At 38.5% G+C, this 22,351-nt stretch carries 1 protein-coding gene; it reads left to right on the top strand.

The window, feature by feature from the left end; translation table 11 throughout:
* Window positions 1-845 precede the first annotated feature (845 nt).
* Window positions 846-22,334 carry a T9SS type B sorting domain-containing protein gene (locus tag P178_RS0106730; RefSeq protein ID WP_231500511.1) on the top strand — a complete coding sequence of 7,163 codons (21,489 nt, stop codon included), beginning with the start codon at window positions 846-848 and terminating at the stop codon, window positions 22,332-22,334.
* The last annotated feature ends 17 nt before the right edge of the window (window positions 22,335-22,351 follow it).

Below are 22,351 nucleotides of genomic sequence, written 5' to 3'. Positions count from 1 at the left end.
GCAAAAAAAATGAAGTCTTAGAATGTGCTTTGAACTATATTAATTACTAAATGCTGCCCATTTAAATTTAAAGGTTTTAGAAAATGATATTTGCTTACAACTACATTATGCATTACTCGTAATAGGATAGCGCAACACTGTTTTTAAGCCCAAGGAAGTGTGCTTTTACAATTTCCCGTAAGAATTCGCTCGAGTATATGAAAAGCCGCTAAAACGGCTTATTTTAACTCCTCAGGCTTTTTTTAATGAAATTTCTCGTTCAAAATACACTTCAAAAGTGCTTTGTTTGATATTCAATTAGGTGATAAAGTGTAAGCTTATTTGATTTCAAAAACATTTTATTTTTCATTTCCTCTATAAAAAGCAAAGCGATTTCGCTAAAAATATAGTGTATTTATATGAGTGTTTTGGCTGTTTAAAACAGTACTTTTCAAGTCAATACTATAATATTTATTACTAAAATAGAACAATAAAAAAGAGCGATTATTTTGAATAAAATTGTTCTAGAAAACATGAAAGTTTACAACTCTTCAAAATTATTTTCATGCTATATTTTTTTGATATTACCTCAAACGATTAAATATTAATATTGCGCTACTAGGTGTATTATCGTTGAAATGCACTGTTTTTTTAAAAAACAAACCCATTCAATTTGCTGTTTCACAACAGAAAACATAGTTACTACAACAATAAATTCTTCACGTAACTACTAAGGTTAATATTTGTTATTGGAGAATTCCGCGAGGAACGATATGAAATTAATATCGCTTGAATGGATTCTTCAGAAATTATAGAAGATGACCAAACTGACTAGTTTTTTAGAATTTACCAAATACATTTCTCTTATGGGAAAACATTACTCAAAATGTTTATTTTTCATTTTATTCTTGGCATTAGGTTTGCAAACTGCGGTATCGCAGGTTAAAGAGCCTTTTCAAGTGCGATATGAGGCTGATATTCGTGGAGAATTAACATTCATTGCAAACAACATTGTTAACAGATACATACCAGAAAGTACAGGTGGTAGGTGGGTTAGAAATGGAAGAAGATGGAGATATGAAACATTTACAATTCCAGAGGTTTCTCCCAATGATCCGCTTAATGATACCGGAAACTCTTCTGATTACAATGATAATTACGACATGCAATATATTGATGTCGATAGTGATAGCAGCACATTTAGTTCTAGTAGTGCATATTTAGAAATACCCGATGTTGATTGTTCATTGGTACGTTATGCAGGATTGTATTGGTCTGCGGTTTATGTAAATTCTGATAGAAGTAACATTGATGATATTAAGTTTAGAACTCCGGGTGGAGCCTATCAAGACATAACGGCAGATGAGGTTATTTTTGATGGTAATGGAGATGCAGATTTTGGTTATTATAGTCCATACGCAGCCTATAAAGATGTAACCTCTATAGTATCTGGATTAGCAGATCCAAATGGAGATTATTTTGTTGCCAATGTAAGAGCTAGTACAGGAAACAGTATTTCTGGTGGTATTTCTGGTGGTTGGAAAATGGTGGTTGTTTATGAGAACCCAAACCTACCAGGAGATAAATTTATTACCACTTTTGATGGTTATGCAGGTGTAAAATCAGGCGAGAGTATTGATATCCCAGTAAACGGATTTACTACTTTACCAGCTCCATTTCCGGTTTATGCAAACATGGGTGTTGCTGCTTTAGAGGGTGATAATAGAATTGGTGGTGACGCATTACAAATAAATGCAAACGGGTCATTTACAACATTATCAAACGGACAAAACCCAGGAAACAATTTCTTTAATTCTAGTATAACTCAATTTGATACGCAGTATACAACAAGAAACCCAAACAGTATAAATACATTAGGTTGGGATGTTGACCTTTTTGAGATACCTAATGGTGGTGCTAGCAATACAATTATTCCTAACGGTTCAACTAGTGCTATTTTAAGGGCTAGTTCTTCTCAAGATAAGTACGATATCTTTTTTACTTCTTTTGATGTGGATATTATTGCTCCCAATATTGTATTGGAAAAAAGAGTACAGACTCCAGGAGGTGTAGATATTACAGGGCAAGGTGTACATTTAGGGCAAACATTAGATTATATTTTAACTTTTGAAAATATTGGTAACGATGATGGTGTAAATTATACGATTAGAGATGTATTACCAGTAAACGTTTCTCCTCCAGATGGCAGAAGTTTTTTCAACGCTACAGATTTTACATTTCCCGCACCTATATGTGAAGGCTTTCCAAGAACTTGTCATGAGATTACATATACGTATGACCCAGCTACGAGGGAAATAGTATTCAATATTCCAGATGTTTATGTTGATGATGAAGATGGTGAATATTCAATTGGTTTTAGAGTTCAAGTAGCTGAAAACTGTTTTGATTTCATAAATGCCTGTTCAGATTTAATTGAAAATTTAGCGTATAGTTCGTATAGAGGAGAGAACAACTCTGCTCAAGTTACAGATGACCCAAGTGTTACTGATTTTAATACTTGTGGATTTGTTGTTCCAGGAGCTACCAACTTCCTTTTAGATGATCTTTCTGATTGTAATTTTGAAAGAACGATAGAACTATGTGGTACTAGTGCTATTTTAAATGCTGGTGATGGTTTCGATTCATATATATGGTATCGAGATACAAACAGTAATGGAGAAATAGATGCTACAGATATTGAAATTAATGATGGTGATCCAGATAATGATCCAAGTACACAGGTTGTAACACTTGTTGGTCAATATATAGTAGATAAAATTGTTGCTGATCCTTGTAAAGGATTTAAAGAAATTATTAATGTAGAGCCATTTGGTTCTGGTAATTTACCAAATCCGGTAACAGAGTATTTTAATGAGGTAAATGGAGATACTGACCCAAGTAACGATATTCCTGGTGAAATAGTTTTCTGTAGTGATGACAGCTCTTTTTTACCAAAAATATTTTTATGTGGTATTAACGATTCACAACCATTAGCAGTCAACATTGTTGATGCTCAAAGTGTTTCTTGGGAATTGTTAGATGAAGGTAGTTGTGGTATTAATGCTGTTGTAGGTGAAGATTGTGCCAACAAAGCACTTACATGTTCTTGGACAGAGGTAGGTACTGGTAGTAATTACTTATTGAATGCGCCTGGTGAGTACAGACTTTCTGTAGTTTACCAAAATGGGTGTACAAGCCGTTTCTATTTTAAAGGTTTCCAGAACAACCTAGATATTGAATTTAATAATAGAGACATCGTTTGTGATACTGACGGTAATATTACTATTACAAATCTTGGAAGTGGATATGGATATCAACTTGTTGATAATGATACCAACAATACAATAGTTCCTTTTAGTGCTAATAATGGTCCAAGTTTTGACTTTACTACTGGCGAAAATGGATCATATAGAGTAGAGGTTACTCAATTAGATACAAACGGTGATGTTATTGAAGATGCATGTATTTTTACAACTCCTGTTATAGGTATTCGTGAGCGTGCAATAACATATGATGTTAACGTTACGCCAGAAACTTGTTTTAGTTTAGGGACTATTAATCTTCAAATTACAGATGCAGATGCACCATATGCATTTGAAATTAGAAGTAATGATGGTACAAATGGCGGACTTGGAACTTTAATAGATAGCCAAAATGGTCATGGAGATAACAACTACACTTTTACAGATGTAAGTGCAGGTGATTATATCGCTTATATTTCTACCGATGATGGTTGTTCTTACAGTGAAGAAGTAACTATTGTTGACGAAAATGACTTGGAGCTATCTGCTAGGGTTTCTCAACATATTACTTGTAGAGAAGGTAATATTTTAATGGATTCAAATGGCGGAAGTACACCACATACTTATGCTATCTGGTCGTATGATGATGAATCTGGTAGTACTGTTACATCTTATCCTACCTATGCCGATATTCCAGCTACAAATTTTCAAACCAGTCAAATATTCGACATTTTAGATCCAGGAGACTATGTGTTTGTTGTGCTTGATAGAAACGGTTGTTATGCAGAGTCAAATACGGTTAGTATAGAATTTCAACCAGCAGCAGAATTCGCAGCAACTACAGTTAATGATGTCTCGTGTTTTGGTGAATCTACAGGTAGTATTCAGTTTAATCTGATAGATGATAATGGATATCAATTAACTTTCTCCCTTTTTGATTCTGACGACCAACCCTTAGGAGAAAATACAACAGGTGTTTTTCCAAACTTAACAGATGGTGATTACAGAGTTGTAATAAATCAAAGAAAAGGTAGCGCATCATGTGATTATGAAGAGAACTATTCCATTTCCGCACCTGCTACTGCAGTTAGTGGAACTTCGGTTCTAATTCAAGATTATAACTGTTTACAAGAGGGTATTATCGAGGCACAAAATGTTACCGGTGGTACTGCTCCATATGAATATAGCATAGATGGAATTAACTTTATTCCAGATACGATTGTAAATGCAAATCGTTTTGAAAATTTAACAGACGGTTCTTATACCCTTACCATAAGGGATGCTAACGATTGTACTTTTGTTACTAATCAAACTGTAATAGACAGACCAAATCCACCAACGGATTTAACTATTGTTGAGTCTCAAATTTCATGTCCGGCGCAAACTGCTAATTTAACGATGAATGCTATTAATGGTACTGCACCTTATGTGTATTCAATTATAGCTCCCGCTACAATTACACCAACTAGCACAACAGGAAATGAAGCTGCTTTCAATGATCTTGCTCCTGATACGTATACGGTTAGGGTAACAGATGCCGATGGTTGTTTTTATGATGAAAATTACACGATTAATGCTATTAATCCAATGTCGGCAAGTGGTCAAACAACGCAACCGATTAGCTGTTTTGGTGCTGCAGACGGTATTATAAGTTTTAATGTAAATTTCCAGGCGGGTCAAAATTTCACTTACACGGTTACTGGTCCAACAGGAATTGTTAGAACCGGAGGTACAGAAGCTGTTATTGATAATATTAATGGTTTAGTTGCAGGTAATTATATAATTGATATTGTAGACACTGATACCAACTGTACATATACAGCTACCCATGAATTAGAAGGTCCAACTTCGGCATTGGCAATTTCTAGTTTAACAGAAATACAGCCAAGTTGTACTTCTGCCGGTAGTGTAAGTGTTCTTGCAACAGGTGGATGGGGTAGTTATGTTTACGAATTAAACAATCCAGATACTACAGTATTTGGTTCTAATTCTACAGGTTCTTTTAATGGGTTATCCCAATTTGGAACATATAACGGTACTATTATCGATGCAAACAATTGTAGTATTCCGTTCACGTTTGACCTTAATCCTGCAACAGCACCAGTTCTAGTTATAACCCCTAATCAAGAATGTTTTGATGATGCTGTATTATTAACGCTGACCGCTAGTGTTTCTTCTGGTGGCGATGGTACTTTTGAATATAGCTTAAACGGCGGTGCTTTTAGTAGCAACGGTGAATTCTCAGGTCTTGTAGCTGGTACATATACTATAGAGGTTAGAGACGGAAACAATTGTACCGGTACAGAAAGTATAACAATAGATCCGGCTTTGACTGTTAACGCAAGCGCAAGTAATATTACCGCTTGTGGTACCGATACGGATATTACTATCGTTGGTGCCGGTGGTGATGGTAATTATGTTTTCGCTGTAGTTGCTGACGGAGTTACGCCAAACGCTGGTGATTTTAATGCAAATAGCACAGTTACGGTTACCGGAACAGGTGATTATGATGTTTATGTAAGAGATAATAGTGGTAATACGGATTATTGTGAATCTACATATGACATAACTATCGATGAAGATGCTCCTTTGTCTATTTCTATTTCAAATACGGATATACTTTGTAGTGGGGAGAATCAAGCTAATTTAACGATAGTTGCATCTGGTGGCGAGGCGCCATTTATGTACAGTATAAACGATGGTACGACATATCAATCCGAAAACACCTTTAACAACCTTGGCGCAGGATCTTACAATATAAAAGTAAGAGATGCAAACCTTTGTGAGGTAGAAGAAATTCATACAATTTCTGAACCTTTTACATTATCGGCATCTGCATTGGTTGCAGAATTAGTTGAATGTAACCCATTTGGAGCAGAAGTAAGAATAATTAATGCACGTGGTGGCACAGCTCCATATTCATATAGCTTTGATGGCGGTGCTACTTACTTACCAAGTAATATTAATTACCTGATGTCTGGCTTGCACACTGTGGTTATAAGGGATGCAAATAATTGTACTTATGAAATGGAGGTAACTGTTTTACCGCCTTTTACACCACCAGTGGTTACCGCAACAGTAGATTATTTTTGTGATGGCGACGGTACAATTACGGTTACTCCTGATAATTCAGATTACACATATACTTATGAATTAGATGCAGTACTTAATACACCGGCTAATTCTAATGTATTTACAGATATTGCACCAGGAGCACATGTTGTTACTGTAAATTATGTTATTACCGAAGTAATTCCACCCAGCACGTTGCTTTTTGAGGATTTTGGTTTCGGAACCAATACAAGCATTACACAAATAGATACCGCATATTGTTACGAACCCGGTGATGGTAGCACTACCGCTTGTAATATTGGAGACTCTCGTTTATTTGACGGGGAATATGTTGTTACTAATGCTCTAGCACCTCTTCACGGAACTTGGATTAGTCCAAACAACCATGCCGGACCTGCTAATGGACGTTATTTGGCCATTAATGTGGGAGGAGTAGTTGGTGTTGGTGGTGTAGTATACTCTAAAAGAGATGTTGAGGTTCTGCCAAATCAAGATATTACCATTTCTTTTTGGGCATTGAACTTGTTGCGTACAGGTACCTCTGGCGGGGACCCGAGTATGGAAATACAGCTTGTTGATGGTAGTGGAAATATCATTGAAAGTTCTACTACTGGAAATGTACCTAAAAATAATGGACCTGATGATTGGAGAAATTATTCGGTAACCTTAAACCCAGGAGCGAATACTACCTTGGATATTGTTTTTAGAACAAATTCTGCTGTTGAAGAAGGTAATGATATAGCAATAGATGATCTTTTGGCAACTCAACCACCAGCAAAATGTCCTGCATCTGTCGATCTTGATGTTATTGTCGAGCCCGGCAATGCTTTCGAGGCATCTGTGCTCACCTATGAGGATTTGGACTGTAATGCCGACAACTCTGGCTCGATTACCTTCGAAGCGGAGAATTTCGGTGCCGGCGGGTTCGAGTATAGCCTTGATAATTTTGCGAGCATACTGGGCAGTACGACGGTATCGCCACAGACGATTTCCGGGCTTTCCGCTGGTAATTATACTATTTATGTCAGGGACGTTGACAATCCGATCGCCGGTTGTTCGGTAACCCTTGTACAAACGATACTTGAGCCAACGTTGGTAGTCGCCGATGCGAGCATTACGCAACAACATACCTGTGACAATGGCGGTGCCACCATTACGGCGAGCGCCTTGGGCGGTACACCTGGTTACGAATACCAATTGGAGGACAATGTGGGTGGTGTGATCACGGCATATCAAGCCGGTACAACATTTGGCGGATTAACAGCTGGCGATTATATAGTACGGGTTATGGACGCAAATGGCTGTATAGACCCTATAGACAGTGCAATTACAATAAATGCCCCAGTAACCCCTGTTTTCACGTTGACCGAAACTATCTGTTATAGCGGTAGCAACGATGCTACGATACAAGTAGATGTAACTGCGGGTAACGGAAATTACCAGTTCAGGATAAACGGAGGATCTTATGTGATACCAAGTCCAGTGAATGCAACGACGCATACTTTCACGGGCTTATCCAATGGAACGTATACGATAGAGGTTACGGATCAGTTTGGATGTGATACCGCACCACAGACCGTAACAATAGAACAACAATTAACTTTATCGGCAATCGCAGGCAGTATTACCGCCTGTGGTACCGATACCGATATCGACATTACCGCTGCAGGTGGCGATGGCAATTATGTGTATGCGGTGGTTGCCGATGGTGCGACACCAACGGCAGGTGATTATGCTACGATCAATCCTGTGACGGTTACGGGCGCAGGTGATTATGATGTATATGTCCTTGACAATAATGGAGGAACGGATGCCTGTCCTGCAATGTATGATATTACGATTGTACAGGATACACCGGTCGCTGCAACACCAACAGTTGTAGACGTAACCTGTTTTGGAGGCAATAACGGTAGTATTTCTTTGGCACCTTCTGGTGGTGAGGCCCCATATACTTTCAGTATTGATGGCGGTACGACTTTTGGTTCTGTAAGTACATTCAACAATCTTACGGCCGGCACCTATGATGTTAGGGTAAGGGACGTTAATAATTGCGAACTAACATTATCTATTCCTGTTGACGAACTTCCAGAATTAATAGCCGAGAGTGTTCAGACAGAAGACTATACGTGTAATCAACTTGGAGAGATTACCGTTGGCAGTATAACCCCTACAACAGGTGGTTCAAATAGTTATCAGTATAGTTTAAACGGAGGGACTTGGACTGCAGCGACTGCAGCAGGAGCAGTTTTCGCCAATTTGACCGATGGTACATATACCGTTCAGGTAAGGGATGCCAATAATACAGCATGTACGTTAAGTCTTCCGAATATTATAATTGCGCCTTTACCTATAGAACCGGCTTTGAGTAGCAGCGTTGCTTACAATTGTGACGGATCAGGGAATATTACGATACTTCCGAACGATCCAACGTATACGTATAGTATCGATGGTAATATTCCACAACCGGGCAATGTATTCAACAATGCGATCGTAGGCCAACATACCATCACGGTAGATTATGGTAGTGAGTGTACTACAGATATTATTGTAGATGTTCAAGATGGTAATGCTTTTGATGCTGCAATTTTATCTTATGAAGATTTAGATTGTAATGCAGATGGTTCTGGTACTATAACTTTTGAAGTTGAGAATTTTGCAGCGGGAGGTTACGAATATAGCTATGATAGTGCTTTTGCTACTATCGAAGGTAGCGATACAGCACCTACCCATCAAATTTCCGGGCTTTCCGCTGGTAATTATACTATTTATGTCAGGGACGTTGACAATCCGATCGCCGGTTGTTCGGTAACCCTTGTACAAACGATACTTGAGCCAACGTTGGTAGTCGCCGATGCGAGCATTACGCAACAACATACCTGTGACAATGGCGGTGCCACCATTACGGCGAGCGCCTTGGGCGGTACACCTGGTTACGAATACCAATTGGAGGACAATGTGGGTGGTGTGATCACGGCATATCAAGCCGGTACAACATTTGGCGGATTAACAGCTGGCGATTATATAGTACGGGTTATGGACGCAAATGGCTGTATAGACCCTATAGACAGTGCAATTACAATAAATGCCCCAGTAACCCCTGTTTTCACGTTGACCGAAACTATCTGTTATAGCGGTAGCAACGATGCTACGATACAAGTAGATGTAACTGCGGGTAACGGAAATTACCAGTTCAGGATAAACGGAGGATCTTATGTGATACCAAGTCCAGTGAATGCAACGACGCATACTTTCACGGGCTTATCCAATGGAACGTATACGATAGAGGTTACGGATCAGTTTGGATGTGATACCGCACCACAGACCGTAACAATAGAACAACAATTAACTTTATCGGCAATCGCAGGCAGTATTACCGCCTGTGGTACCGATACCGATATCGACATTACCGCTGCAGGTGGCGATGGCAATTATGTGTATGCGGTGGTTGCCGATGGTGCGACACCAACGGCAGGTGATTATGCTACGATCAATCCTGTGACGGTTACGGGCGCAGGTGATTATGATGTATATGTCCTTGACAATAATGGAGGAACGGATGCCTGTCCTGCAATGTATGATATTACGATTGTACAGGATACACCGGTCGCTGCAACACCAACAGTTGTAGACGTAACCTGTTTTGGAGGCAATAACGGTAGTATTTCTTTGGCACCTTCTGGTGGTGAGGCCCCATATACTTTCAGTATTGATGGCGGTACGACTTTTGGTTCTGTAAGTACATTCAACAATCTTACGGCCGGCACCTATGATGTTAGGGTAAGGGACGTTAATAATTGCGAACTAACATTATCTATTCCTGTTGACGAACTTCCAGAATTAATAGCCGAGAGTGTTCAGACAGAAGACTATACGTGTAATCAACTTGGAGAGATTACCGTTGGCAGTATAACCCCTACAACAGGTGGTTCAAATAGTTATCAGTATAGTTTAAACGGAGGGACTTGGACTGCAGCGACTGCAGCAGGAGCAGTTTTCGCCAATTTGACCGATGGTACATATACCGTTCAGGTAAGGGATGCCAATAATACAGCATGTACGTTAAGTCTTCCGAATATTATAATTGCGCCTTTACCTATAGAACCGGCTTTGAGTAGCAGTGTTGCTTACAATTGTGACGGATCAGGGAATATTACGATACTTCCGAACGATCCAACGTATACGTATAGTATCGATGGTAATATTCCACAACCGGGCAATGTATTCAACAATGCGATCGTAGGCCAACATACCATCACGGTAGATTATGGTAGTGAGTGTACTACAGATATTATTGTAGATGTTCAAGATGGTAATGCTTTTGATGCTGCAATTTTATCTTATGAAGATTTAGATTGTAATGCAGATGGTTCTGGTACTATAACTTTTGAAGTTGATAATTTTGCAGCGGGAGGTTATGAATATAGCTATGATAGTGCTTTTGCTACTATCGAAGGTAGCGATACAGCACCTATCCATCAAATTTCCGGGCTTTCCGCTGGTAATTATACTATTTATATCAGGGACGTTGACAACCCGATCGCCGGTTGTTCGGTAACCCTTGTACAAACGATATCCGAGCCAAACATTATTTCTGTTAGTAACGTAGATTCTCAGCCTAGTTGTGTTGATGACGGTTCAGTTGTAATAACCGCTACAGGTGGCACAGGAACATTCTCATATGAAATTCAATTGCCTGATACTTCCACAACTGGTGTACAAGGCAGTAATTTGTTTACCGGTTTAAATCAATTAGGGTTACATACAATAACCGTTACTGATGCAAATGGATGTTCAGCTACCGATACGTTTACTTTGGTTGCGCCATCTTTACCTATAGCTAGTATTGACCCAACTTCTGATTTGTGTTACGATTCATCTAATCCTGGTTCAGCAACTGTTGTCATCGGAGCTTCCGGTGGGTTGGCGCCATATGTGTATAGAATGAATACTGGTGCATATAAGACATCGAATGATTTTGCAAATCTTACACCTGGCAATTATACATTCCAAATAAGAGACGCTAATGGTTGTACAGACGATTTAACATTTACTATTGAACCACAATTAACTGCTCATGTGGTTTTAACTAAAGATATCGATTGTTCGATTTCACCAGATGCAATCTTAGATTTGCAGGTAAATGGTGGGTATTCACCTTTTACTTATGAAATGCAGGTTGATGGAGGAAGTTATACCGCATACGCGGGCTCTTTTCCTTACTCGACGGGAACACCTGGTGTATATAGATTTAGAGTAACAGATGTTCAAGGTTGTAGTGCTGAATCAAATGAAATTACGGTTACAGCAACAGTCAATCCTTTTGCGACCGCTACAATAACTCAACCAACTTGTTTTGGAGATACTAATGGTATTGTTGAAATTAATATTGATCCTAGCTTTGGGTCATCACCATATGAAGTAAGTTTTGATGGCGGTCCATATTCAAATCAAAGAATATACCCAGGATTAGCCGCTGGATCTTATACTTATATAGTTAGAGACACCAAAAGTTGTACGTTTACCGACACAGCTGTAGTAATCAACCCAGTATTATTTGACGCAAACGTAGTTGCTACGGATGTTAGTTGTGGCGCTTCTGGAGATATACCTGGTAAAATAGATATTACTATTACCAGCGGAGGGGAGCCTAACTTCACGTATACCTTATACGATAACCAAAATAACGTTGTAGTAACTACCGGGCCAAATCCGATTGTAAATACATCTGCAACAACCGCAACTTTTGATGGTTTGACATTTGGAGATTATTACGTTAGAGTTTTAGATGCTAATGGCTGTGAATTTTATCAAAATCCAGTACGGGTTTTATCTAATCCGTATTTAAGTATCGATGCAGTTGTTCCTGCTGTAAGTTGTATTAGTGGTGGCACGGTTGACTTATTGGCAAGTGGTGGTTCTGGAAATTATGATTTTACTATATATGGTGCAGGCACTATTCCTGATTCTGAAACTACTGGTCCTGGAACCAATGAAGAAAGCGCTACCTATAATGGTTTAAACCCTGGTCAAACATATGTATTTCAAGTAATAGATACAGGAACTAATTGTTCAAGTTATGTTGAAGTGGATATTCCTAGTTTATCATCAATTGACGTTGTTGCCAATCCAATAATTTCAGATGTAGCTTGTTTTGGAGATACAAATGGATCGATTGCATTTCAAATTGAAGGATATGATTCTTCAGTAAATGATATATTTTATGAAATTAGAGAATCTATAACAAATATATCTTTAGGAGGCGCATATTCAAAGACCATAATAGGAGCACCAAACGGTCCTGGTCCAACAGCTGTAGAAACAGTTACTAATATTCCTCCAGGAGATTATGTATTATTTTTTAGAGAAGACTCTACTCCAGATTGTACGAATACTTTTGAGTTTAGAATATTGGAACCAAACCCTGTTACTTTAGCTATAGTTGATCAGAATAATGGGTATTGTACTGAAGATGCTAACGTAACAGTTATTGCCGGAGGTGGTAATGGTTCTTACACTTATGCGTTTGTTGAAGATGGGGTGTCACCTGTTTCAGGGGATTATGGCACAAGTAATTATGCCGAACTAGACCCTTCTGTGAATACAGATTGGGATGTTTATGTAATGGATGGAAATGGCTGTACAACACCTAATTTAAACATTACAATTGCAGAAGACCCCTCTCCTGTAATTTCAGCAGTAGTATCTAACCAATGTGCTGCAGATGAAGGTGAATTTATAATTGAAATAACATTAGACGGAGAAGGAATTCAACCATATACATTAAGTGTAAATGGAGGGTCTTATCAGTCTTCCACGTTAACTACATTAGGTACTACCCACCAGTTCACAAATTTAAGTTCAGGTAATTATACAATAGAAGTACGTGATTTTAATGGTTGTGGTAATATACAGACCTTAGAAATTTTTAAGCCTACTTCAATTACTGCTGAAGTAACCACACAACCCTCTTGTATAGGAGGAGATGGTGAGGCTTTAATAACTGCTTATGGAGGTTCAGGTGTTTATATGTACGAATTATTTGATGGCGGTGTAAGTGTAAACGGTTCACCTCAAGTTTCTCCAGTTTTTACAGGTTTAGAACCAAAGATGTATCAGGCATTTGTATACGATCAAATTCTAACAGGTTGTGACAAATCTGTAGATCTTGAATTAGAAGTGCCAACAGCTGTTTCATTTACTACTTCTACAACAGAAGTAAGTTGTTTTGGTGGTAATGATGGTAGTATTGTAGCTACACTTAACCCAACTATGGATAATCATCCATATACGTACCAATTATTTACAGATCCTACACCACTATTACCTTATGATTCACTAAGGATGTTACCTGAGGGGCTAGTACAGTCTACAAATATATTTTCTAATTTATCGGCTAACGATAATTATGTAGTTAGAGTTTATTCAGATAGAGGATGTTTCTTAGATGTATATGAGGTGGTTTCTGAGGCAAATGAAATTCTTAACGTAAACGCTTCGGTAGTAGAGTTCGGTTGTACTGCTGGTAATAACCCGAACAATGCTACAATTACTGTTGACGAGACTGCCATTACCGGTGGTAGTAATACTTATGTTATTTACGAATTCGTAGATAGTAGTTCGGCTATCGTACAATCTGGAGCATCGAATGTATTGACCGTTACAGATAGAACTGGCGAGACTTATACTATTAATGTTTATGACGACAAGGGGTGTTCAGGTAGCACAACTGCTACGGTATTACCTTATGATGAGATGACAGGTGCAACGGCTGCGGTAACCACTACAGTTACGTGTGCTCCAGGAAGTGATGGTGTAATTACGGTTACAGCAACATCTTCTGCTAGCGATAATACAAAATATGAATACAGTATAGATAACGGAACTACTTATGTTCCTACTAATGTCTTTGGCGGATTATCTGCTGGAAATTATAATTTCTTGATAAGACATATCGATACCGGTTGTGTTGTAACAGCTTCAGCTATAATTGAAGAACCAAATACGTTTACTATTGATGTTGTTAAGACAAGTGATGTAGTTTGTTTTGGAACAGATACTGGCGAAGTAACCTTTGAATTGGTTGACGCAACGTATAACACAGGATTCGATTGGGAAATTTTCCGAACTGATAATACTTCTGTTGATAGTGGTTCGGAACTGGCAAATGGTCCAACTCCAATTATTAACTTAGGTGCTGGTGAATACTATGTTTCTATTTCACAGGCTAATAATCCTTTCTGTACCAATGTTGAATATTTCAATATTGCAGGTCCCGATGCTGATATTACCGGAAACACTGTAGTAACTGATATTACTTGTGTGCCAGGAAACGATGGAACAATCACTATCACTGATGTTATTGGTGGTTGGGGTGGCTATACGTATTATGTTGACACGGTAGCACCAACATTGCCAACTGATTTCGTAGCCAACGCTACTTTTGATTCGTTACCTACAGGTACATACCAAGCTTGGGTACGTGATGCTGAGGGTTGTGAGAAACTTATTCAAGATAATATTGTACTTGATGTTCCGGATCCGATTGCGGCAACATTACAGGTAAACATAGAGAACTGTACAAACCTACAGGGAGAGATAGAAGTGAGTTTGCCAACAGGTGGACAAGGTAGTAACTATACCTACCAATTGGTAATGGATAATGCTAACTTCCGTGCACCACAGAACACCAGAGTATTTTCAGGATTAGGTGCTGGGGAATACGAAGTAATTGTTACGGATCAGTGGGGTTGTACATTTACTACGTTACCTGTAGAATTATACGAACAATTAAGCGCAACTACTTCTGTAGACAAAGCAATTGATTGTACGGGGACAATTGGTGGAACAATATCAATAAATGTTACTGGTGGTTCTACAAACCTTGAGTTTGTAATGACACCTCCAACAGGTGCTGATGTAACTCAGGCGAATAATCCAATTTTTACCGATCTTGTAGATGATGGTACCTATAGTTTCTTAATTAGAGATTTAGATACTACAAACCCTGTTTGTCAAATAACTGTAACGCAAGAATTAGCTCCGGCTATTCAGCCAATATTTGCTGATACCCATATAGATATTACCTGTTTTGGAGCCAATGACGGTTCAATTACACTGACACAAACTGAAAACGGAGTAAATCCGCTAACGTTTACTATTGCGCCTGCGGCTGGTACATTTAACGTTACTAATAATACGTTCGAGAATTTACCTCCAAATACGTATGTAGTAACTGCAACAGGAACCAATGATTGTAGTTCAGTATCAGGTAATATTGTAATTGATGAACCTGCCTTAATTTCGAACATCGATACTTCGGTAGTAGAGTTCGGTTGTACTGCTGGTAATAACCCGTACAATGCTACAATTACTGTTGACGAGACTGCCATTACCGGTGGTAGTAATACTTATGTTATTTACGAATTCGTAGATAGTAGTTCGGCTGTGGTACAATCTGGAGCATCTAACGTACTTACTGTTTCTAATAGAGCAGGAGATACATATACTATTAATGTTTATGATGATAAGGGGTGTTCAGGTAGCACAACTGCTACGGTATTACCTTATGATGAGATGACAGGTGCAACGGCTGCGGTAACCACTACAGTTACGTGTGCTCCAGGAAGTGATGGTGTAATTACGGTTACAGCAACATCTTCTGCTAGCGATAATACAAAATATGAATACAGTATAGATAACGGAACTACTTATGTTCCTACTAATGTCTTTGGCGGATTATCTGCTGGAAATTATAATTTCTTGATAAGACATATCGATACCGGTTGTGTTGTAACAGCTTCAGCTATAATTGAAGAACCAAATACGTTTACTATTGATGTTGTTAAGACAAGTGATGTAGTTTGTTTTGGAACAGATACTGGCGAAGTAACCTTTGAATTGGTTGACGCAACGTATAACACAGGATTCGATTGGGAAATTTTCCGAACTGATAATACTTCTGTTGATAGTGGTTCGGAACTGGCAAATGGTCCAACTCCAATTATTAACTTAGGTGCTGGTGAATACTATGTTTCTATTTCACAGGCTAATAATCCTTTCTGTACCAATGTTGAATATTTCAATATTGCAGGTCCCGATGCTGATATTACCGGAAACACTGTAGTAACTGATATTACTTGTGTGCCAGGAAACGATGGAACAATCACTATCACTGATGTTATTGGTGGTTGGGGTGGCTATACGTATTATGTTGACACGGTAGCACCAACATTGCCAACTGATTTCGTAGCCAACGCTACTTTTGATTCGTTACCTACAGGTACATACCAAGCTTGGGTACGTGATGCTGAGGGTTGTGAGAAACTTATTCAAGATAATATTGTACTTGATGTTCCGGATCCGATTGCGGCAACATTACAGGTAAACATAGAGAACTGTACAAACCTACAGGGAGAGATAGAAGTGAGTTTGCCAACAGGTGGACAAGGTAGTAACTATACCTACCAATTGGTAATGGATAATGCTAACTTCCGTGCACCACAGAACACCAGAGTATTTTCAGGATTAGGTGCTGGGGAATACGAAGTAATTGTTACGGATCAGTGGGGTTGTACATTTACTACGTTACCTGTAGAATTATACGAACAATTAAGCGCAACTACTTCTGTAGACAAAGCAATTGATTGTACGGGGACAATTGGTGGAACAATATCAATAAATGTTACTGGTGGTTCTACAAACCTTGAGTTTGTAATGACACCTCCAACAGGTGCTGATGTAACTCAGGCGAATAATCCAATTTTTACCGATCTTGTAGATGATGGTACCTATAGTTTCTTAATTAGAGATTTAGATACTACAAACCCTGTTTGTCAAATAACTGTAACGCAAGAATTAGCTCCGGCTATTCAGCCAATATTTGCTGATACCCATATAGATATTACCTGTTTTGGAGCCAATGACGGTTCAATTACACTGACACAAACTGAAAACGGAGTAAATCCGCTAACGTTTACTATTGCGCCTGCGGCTGGTACATTTAACGTTACTAATAATACGTTCGAGAATTTACCTCCAAATACGTATGTAGTAACTGCAACAGGAACCAATGATTGTAGTTCAGTATCAGGTAATATTGTAATTGATGAACCTGCCTTAATTTCGAACATCGATACTTCGGTAGTAGAGTTCGGTTGTACTGCTGGTAATAACCCGTACAATGCTACAATTACTGTTGACGAGACTGCCATTACCGGTGGTAGTAATACTTATGTTATTTACGAATTCGTAGATAGTAGTTCGGCTGTGGTACAATCTGGAGCATCTAACGTACTTACTGTTTCTAATAGAGCAGGAGATACATATACTATTAATGTTTATGATGATAAAGGCTGTTCAGGTAGTACAACGGCGACCGTACTTCCTTTTGATGCCATAATCGATGTAACTGCAGATGTAACGAATACCGTTACATGTGCGCCAGGAAATGACGGCGAATTGACAGTAACCGTGAATTCAACATTAAGTGACCCAACCAGGTTCGAATATAGTATTGATAATGGTACCAACTACCAAGCTTCTAATGTGTTCGGTAGTTTGTCTGCGGGATCGTATACGATATTGGCAAGACACATAGATACAGGTTGTATTGTTTCCGCAGCACAAACTATAGCAGAACCAAATACATTTACTATTAACATTGTTAAAACAAGTGATGTCATTTGTTATGGAACTGCTACTGGTGTGGTAAATTTTGAACTAGTAGATACAACATACTCTGGCGGATTTACTTGGACTATTTATGATACCAATGGAACTTTAGCGAATACGGCTGATGATACGGTTGTAATTTCTAATACAGAAGCTGCAAACGGTCCTACCGCAGATATCAATTTAAACGCAGGTAGTTACTACGTTTCTATAACCCAAGATAATAACCCATTCTGTACAAATACAGAAGCATTCACTATAAATGGACCAACAGCTGATATTAGTGGAAATACTGTAGTAACTGATATTACTTGTAATCCAGGTAATGACGGTTCAATAACTATTACCAACGTAGTTGGTGGTTGGGGTGGCTATACGTATTATGTAGGTGTAGGTGTTCCTGTAACTACAGATTTCGTAGCAGGTGCTACTTTCTCTCCTCTTTCTGCAGGTACATACCAAGCTTGGGCACGTGATGCTGAAGGTTGTGAAAGATTGATCCAAGATAATATTGTACTTGATGTTCCAGACCCTATAGCAGCAACATTAATTGTAAACATAGAAAACTGTACAAACTTACAAGGAGAAATTGAAGTGAGTATGCCAACTGGCGGACAAGGAAGTAACTATACATACCAATTGATCAAAGACGGTACAGATTTCCGTGCGCCTCAGAATACTAGAGTATTCTCTGGTTTAGGTGCTGGTAGTTATGAGGTATCAATTATTGATCAATGGGGTTGTCCTTTTACAACTAATGCGGTGGTGCTTTATGAGCAAATGGATGTTTCTACGACAGTAGATAAGTCTATTGACTGTTCAACTAACCCAGGTGGTGAGATTACGGTAAATGTTAGTGGTGGTTCAACAAACCTTGAGTTTGAAATGACAACGCCATTAGGTAGTATTGTAACGCAAACTACAGGTGTTTTTACAAACTTAACCGAGCCAGGAACATACACATTTGAGGTTAGAGACCTAGATACAACAAACCCTGTTTGTGAAAGAGAAGTGACCCAAACACTAGATGCACCGGTAGACCCAGTCTTATTGGATGCTACGATAGTAAATGTAAGTTGTTTTGGAGATACTGATGGTAGTATTAGAGCCAATATTGACCCAGCTACCGACGATAACCCTATTTATCAATATGAATTATATGAAATAGCCGATTTGGTAAATCCGATTGTTCCAGCTCAAAATGACCCATTATTTACAGGTTTAGCGGCAGGAGAATACCAAGTAAGAGTAATTTCTAGTAGAGGTTGTGAGGGTATCAAGAATGAAACTATTACTGAGCCAACACAATTAACGGTTAGTGCGGTGGCAACAGAATTTAGCTGTTCTCCAAGTAACAGTGTGAACGCTGCAACCATAACGGCAACAGCTGGTGCAGGTACTGGTACCGCTCCATACTTGTACAGTATTGATAATGTTATCTTCCAATCATCGAACACATTCAATGTTACAGATAATGGAAGTGTTCAAACCATAGATGTTTATGTAAAAGATGCCAATGGTTGTTCTGAGCCTACGACTGTTACGATTCAACCATTAAATACATTTACGGCGACTGTCGCTCAAAATGTAGCTATTAATTGTACGGTTGATGAAACGATAACGATTACCGTTGCTGATAATGGTTTGGCACATAACTACGGTTATGAGTTGTTACCAATTGGTAATACCACAGGTTCATTGGTAAGTACTACAGCAACTTCTGCAACCTACGATTTAAACACTGTTGGTTCTTATGTATTTAGAGTTACAGATTTAGATACGGGTTGTTTTGTAAATACAGCTAGTTATACGGTTGCTCCGTTCGATTTAATTACGGCTACTGCAACTGCTATTTCAGAAGTAACTTGTTTTGGTGATACTAATGGCAGTTTAGAAATTGATATCGATGGATATACTGGTAATTATAATTACGAAGTTTTCAATGCTGCTGGTGTTTCAGTAATAGCATCGACTGCAACTGACACTAGTATTAACCCAAGAACAATAACAGGATTATCTGGTGGTAGCTACTACGTAACTATTACAGAGACTGATATTCCTTTATGTTCTGAAGACACGAACATAATAACGATTATATCTCCAGATAGACCTTTAAGTGGTGTAGTTACTCCGCTGGCAGAAGCTACTTGTACAGATGATCAAGGAGAAATAAGAGTTGCCGTACAAGGTGGATATAAGCCTTATGATATTGTTGTAACGAATACTACAACTGGTGATATATATACAATGGATGATGTTAATGAAGGAATCTTCACGGAACTAGCTGCGGGTGATTTCACAGTAAGCATTACCGATGATGCCGGATGTGTAGTAAACTATACAGAAACATTGACTCCTGCTACTCCAATAATAGCTAATGCAACTCCGCTTGTTACGGACTTAGCTTGTTACGGTGACACAGGAGCTGTGGTTACAGCAAATGTAACAGGAGGCGGTAGTGGTACATATGGATATCAGTTAAATTATTATGATGCAACTGGTTCAACCATTATAACTACAACGGGAGTACAAACGAATCCTAATTTTAGAGATTTAGGGGCTGGATTCTACAGTGTTACTGTTGTTGACGGATGGAACTGTGATACCACAACAAATACTGTTGAGGTAAGAGAGCCAACGGAAGTACAGGCTAGCTTAATTAGAACCGATGCATTAACATGTGCCCAAGGTGCAGAATTTGAACTTACCGCAACAGGTGGTAGTGGAACGTATGAGTATAGTGTTGACAATATCAATTTCTTACCAATGCCTGCATTGGGGGTAGTTTACTTGCCAGAAACGGGTACGTATCAAGCTGGTAGATACCAATTCTATGTGCGTGATGCCATTAACGGTTGTGAATCTGCGATTTCTAATGCAATTACTGAAAGTGAGATTCCTCCTTTGGAATTAACGGTTGATAGAACAGCAGCTGTACTTAACTGTACAGGAGAAAGTACTGCAATCATTTATGCAAGTGCTGATGGCGGATTAGGAAACTACCAATATGAATTGTTTACCGATAGTTCTTTAAGCGTAGCTTCAAGAATTTCAGGTCCTCAATCACAGGGAGTATTTAGAGGTTTAGGAGCAGGTACATATTATGTAACAGTAACAAGTGAAGACTGTGAAACTACAGCTGAAGAGGTGATAATTGTTGACCCTATTCCATTATCTTATACTGAAAATGTGATAGATATTACATGTTCTGGTGAGAATGATGGTGAAATTACGGTAACGTTATCCGGTGGTGCAGGAGGTTATCAATATGCAATTTCTCCGAATTTAAATCAATTCTATACTGAAGGGGTATTTACGGAATTGGCTCCTGGAGAGTATACTGTTATCGCTCAAGACCAAAATGGTTGTTTCGAATATTTGACATACACTATTTCAGAACCGGCAAGTTTAGCGGTAACCGTAGATACGACACCAGAAATTTGTGTTGATAGTCAAGATGGTTCTATCATACTTGAAATTACAGGAGGTACGGCACCATACAGTACGGCATTGAATTCTAATGATGATGCAGATTTTGTATTGAACAGAACAGAATTCTTTGACATGGCTGCAGGTAATTACCTAATCGTAATTAAAGATGCAAATGGTTGCGATACCAATGTTGTGGTTGATATTGAAACAGGTGTTAATTTAAATGCTACTATAGTGCCAGTTTACGAATGTTCAGGTGCTACTCCAGATAATTATATAAATATCACTTTAGAAGATGAAAGTGTAATTGGCGATGTGCTGTATGCTATAGATTCTGTTGATCCAGCGGCTTTACAATTGAATCCTGATTTTAGAAATATAGCACCAGGTAACCATTACATTATCATAGCTCATGCTAATGGATGTATTCAAACAATTGATTTTGTAATTGAAGCATTTGAGCCATTGACTCTTGCTCTAGAGCAAAATAATATGAACGAAATAACTGCAGTTGTAGAAGGTGGTAGAGAAGGATACACCTACTATTTCGATGGTTATGATAATGGGGATGATAATACATTCTATATTACAAGAACAGACACCTATGAGGTTCGTGTTGTTGATGAGAACGGATGTTCTTCCATCGCTAATATATTTATGGAGTTCATAGACATTGAAGTGCCTAATTTCTTTACTCCTGACGGTGATGGGCAGAACGATTTATGGATGCCTAGAAACATAGAACAATACCCACAAATACTAATAAAAATATTTGATCGTTATGGTAGAGTGGTTTCAGAACAATCTGTTGATTCAGAAGGTTGGGATGGAACATATTTAGACAATGAATTGCCAACCGGAGACTACTGGTATGTAGTTAAACTGAATGGCGATAGAGACGAAAGAGAATTTGTTGGACACTTTACCCTATACCGTTAAAACTTAACCTAAAAATG

The organism is Maribacter sp. Hel_I_7 (assembly GCF_000688315.1).
Taxonomy (GTDB): domain Bacteria; phylum Bacteroidota; class Bacteroidia; order Flavobacteriales; family Flavobacteriaceae; genus Maribacter; species Maribacter stanieri.
This window is presented reverse-complemented; position numbering and strand designations above follow the sequence as displayed.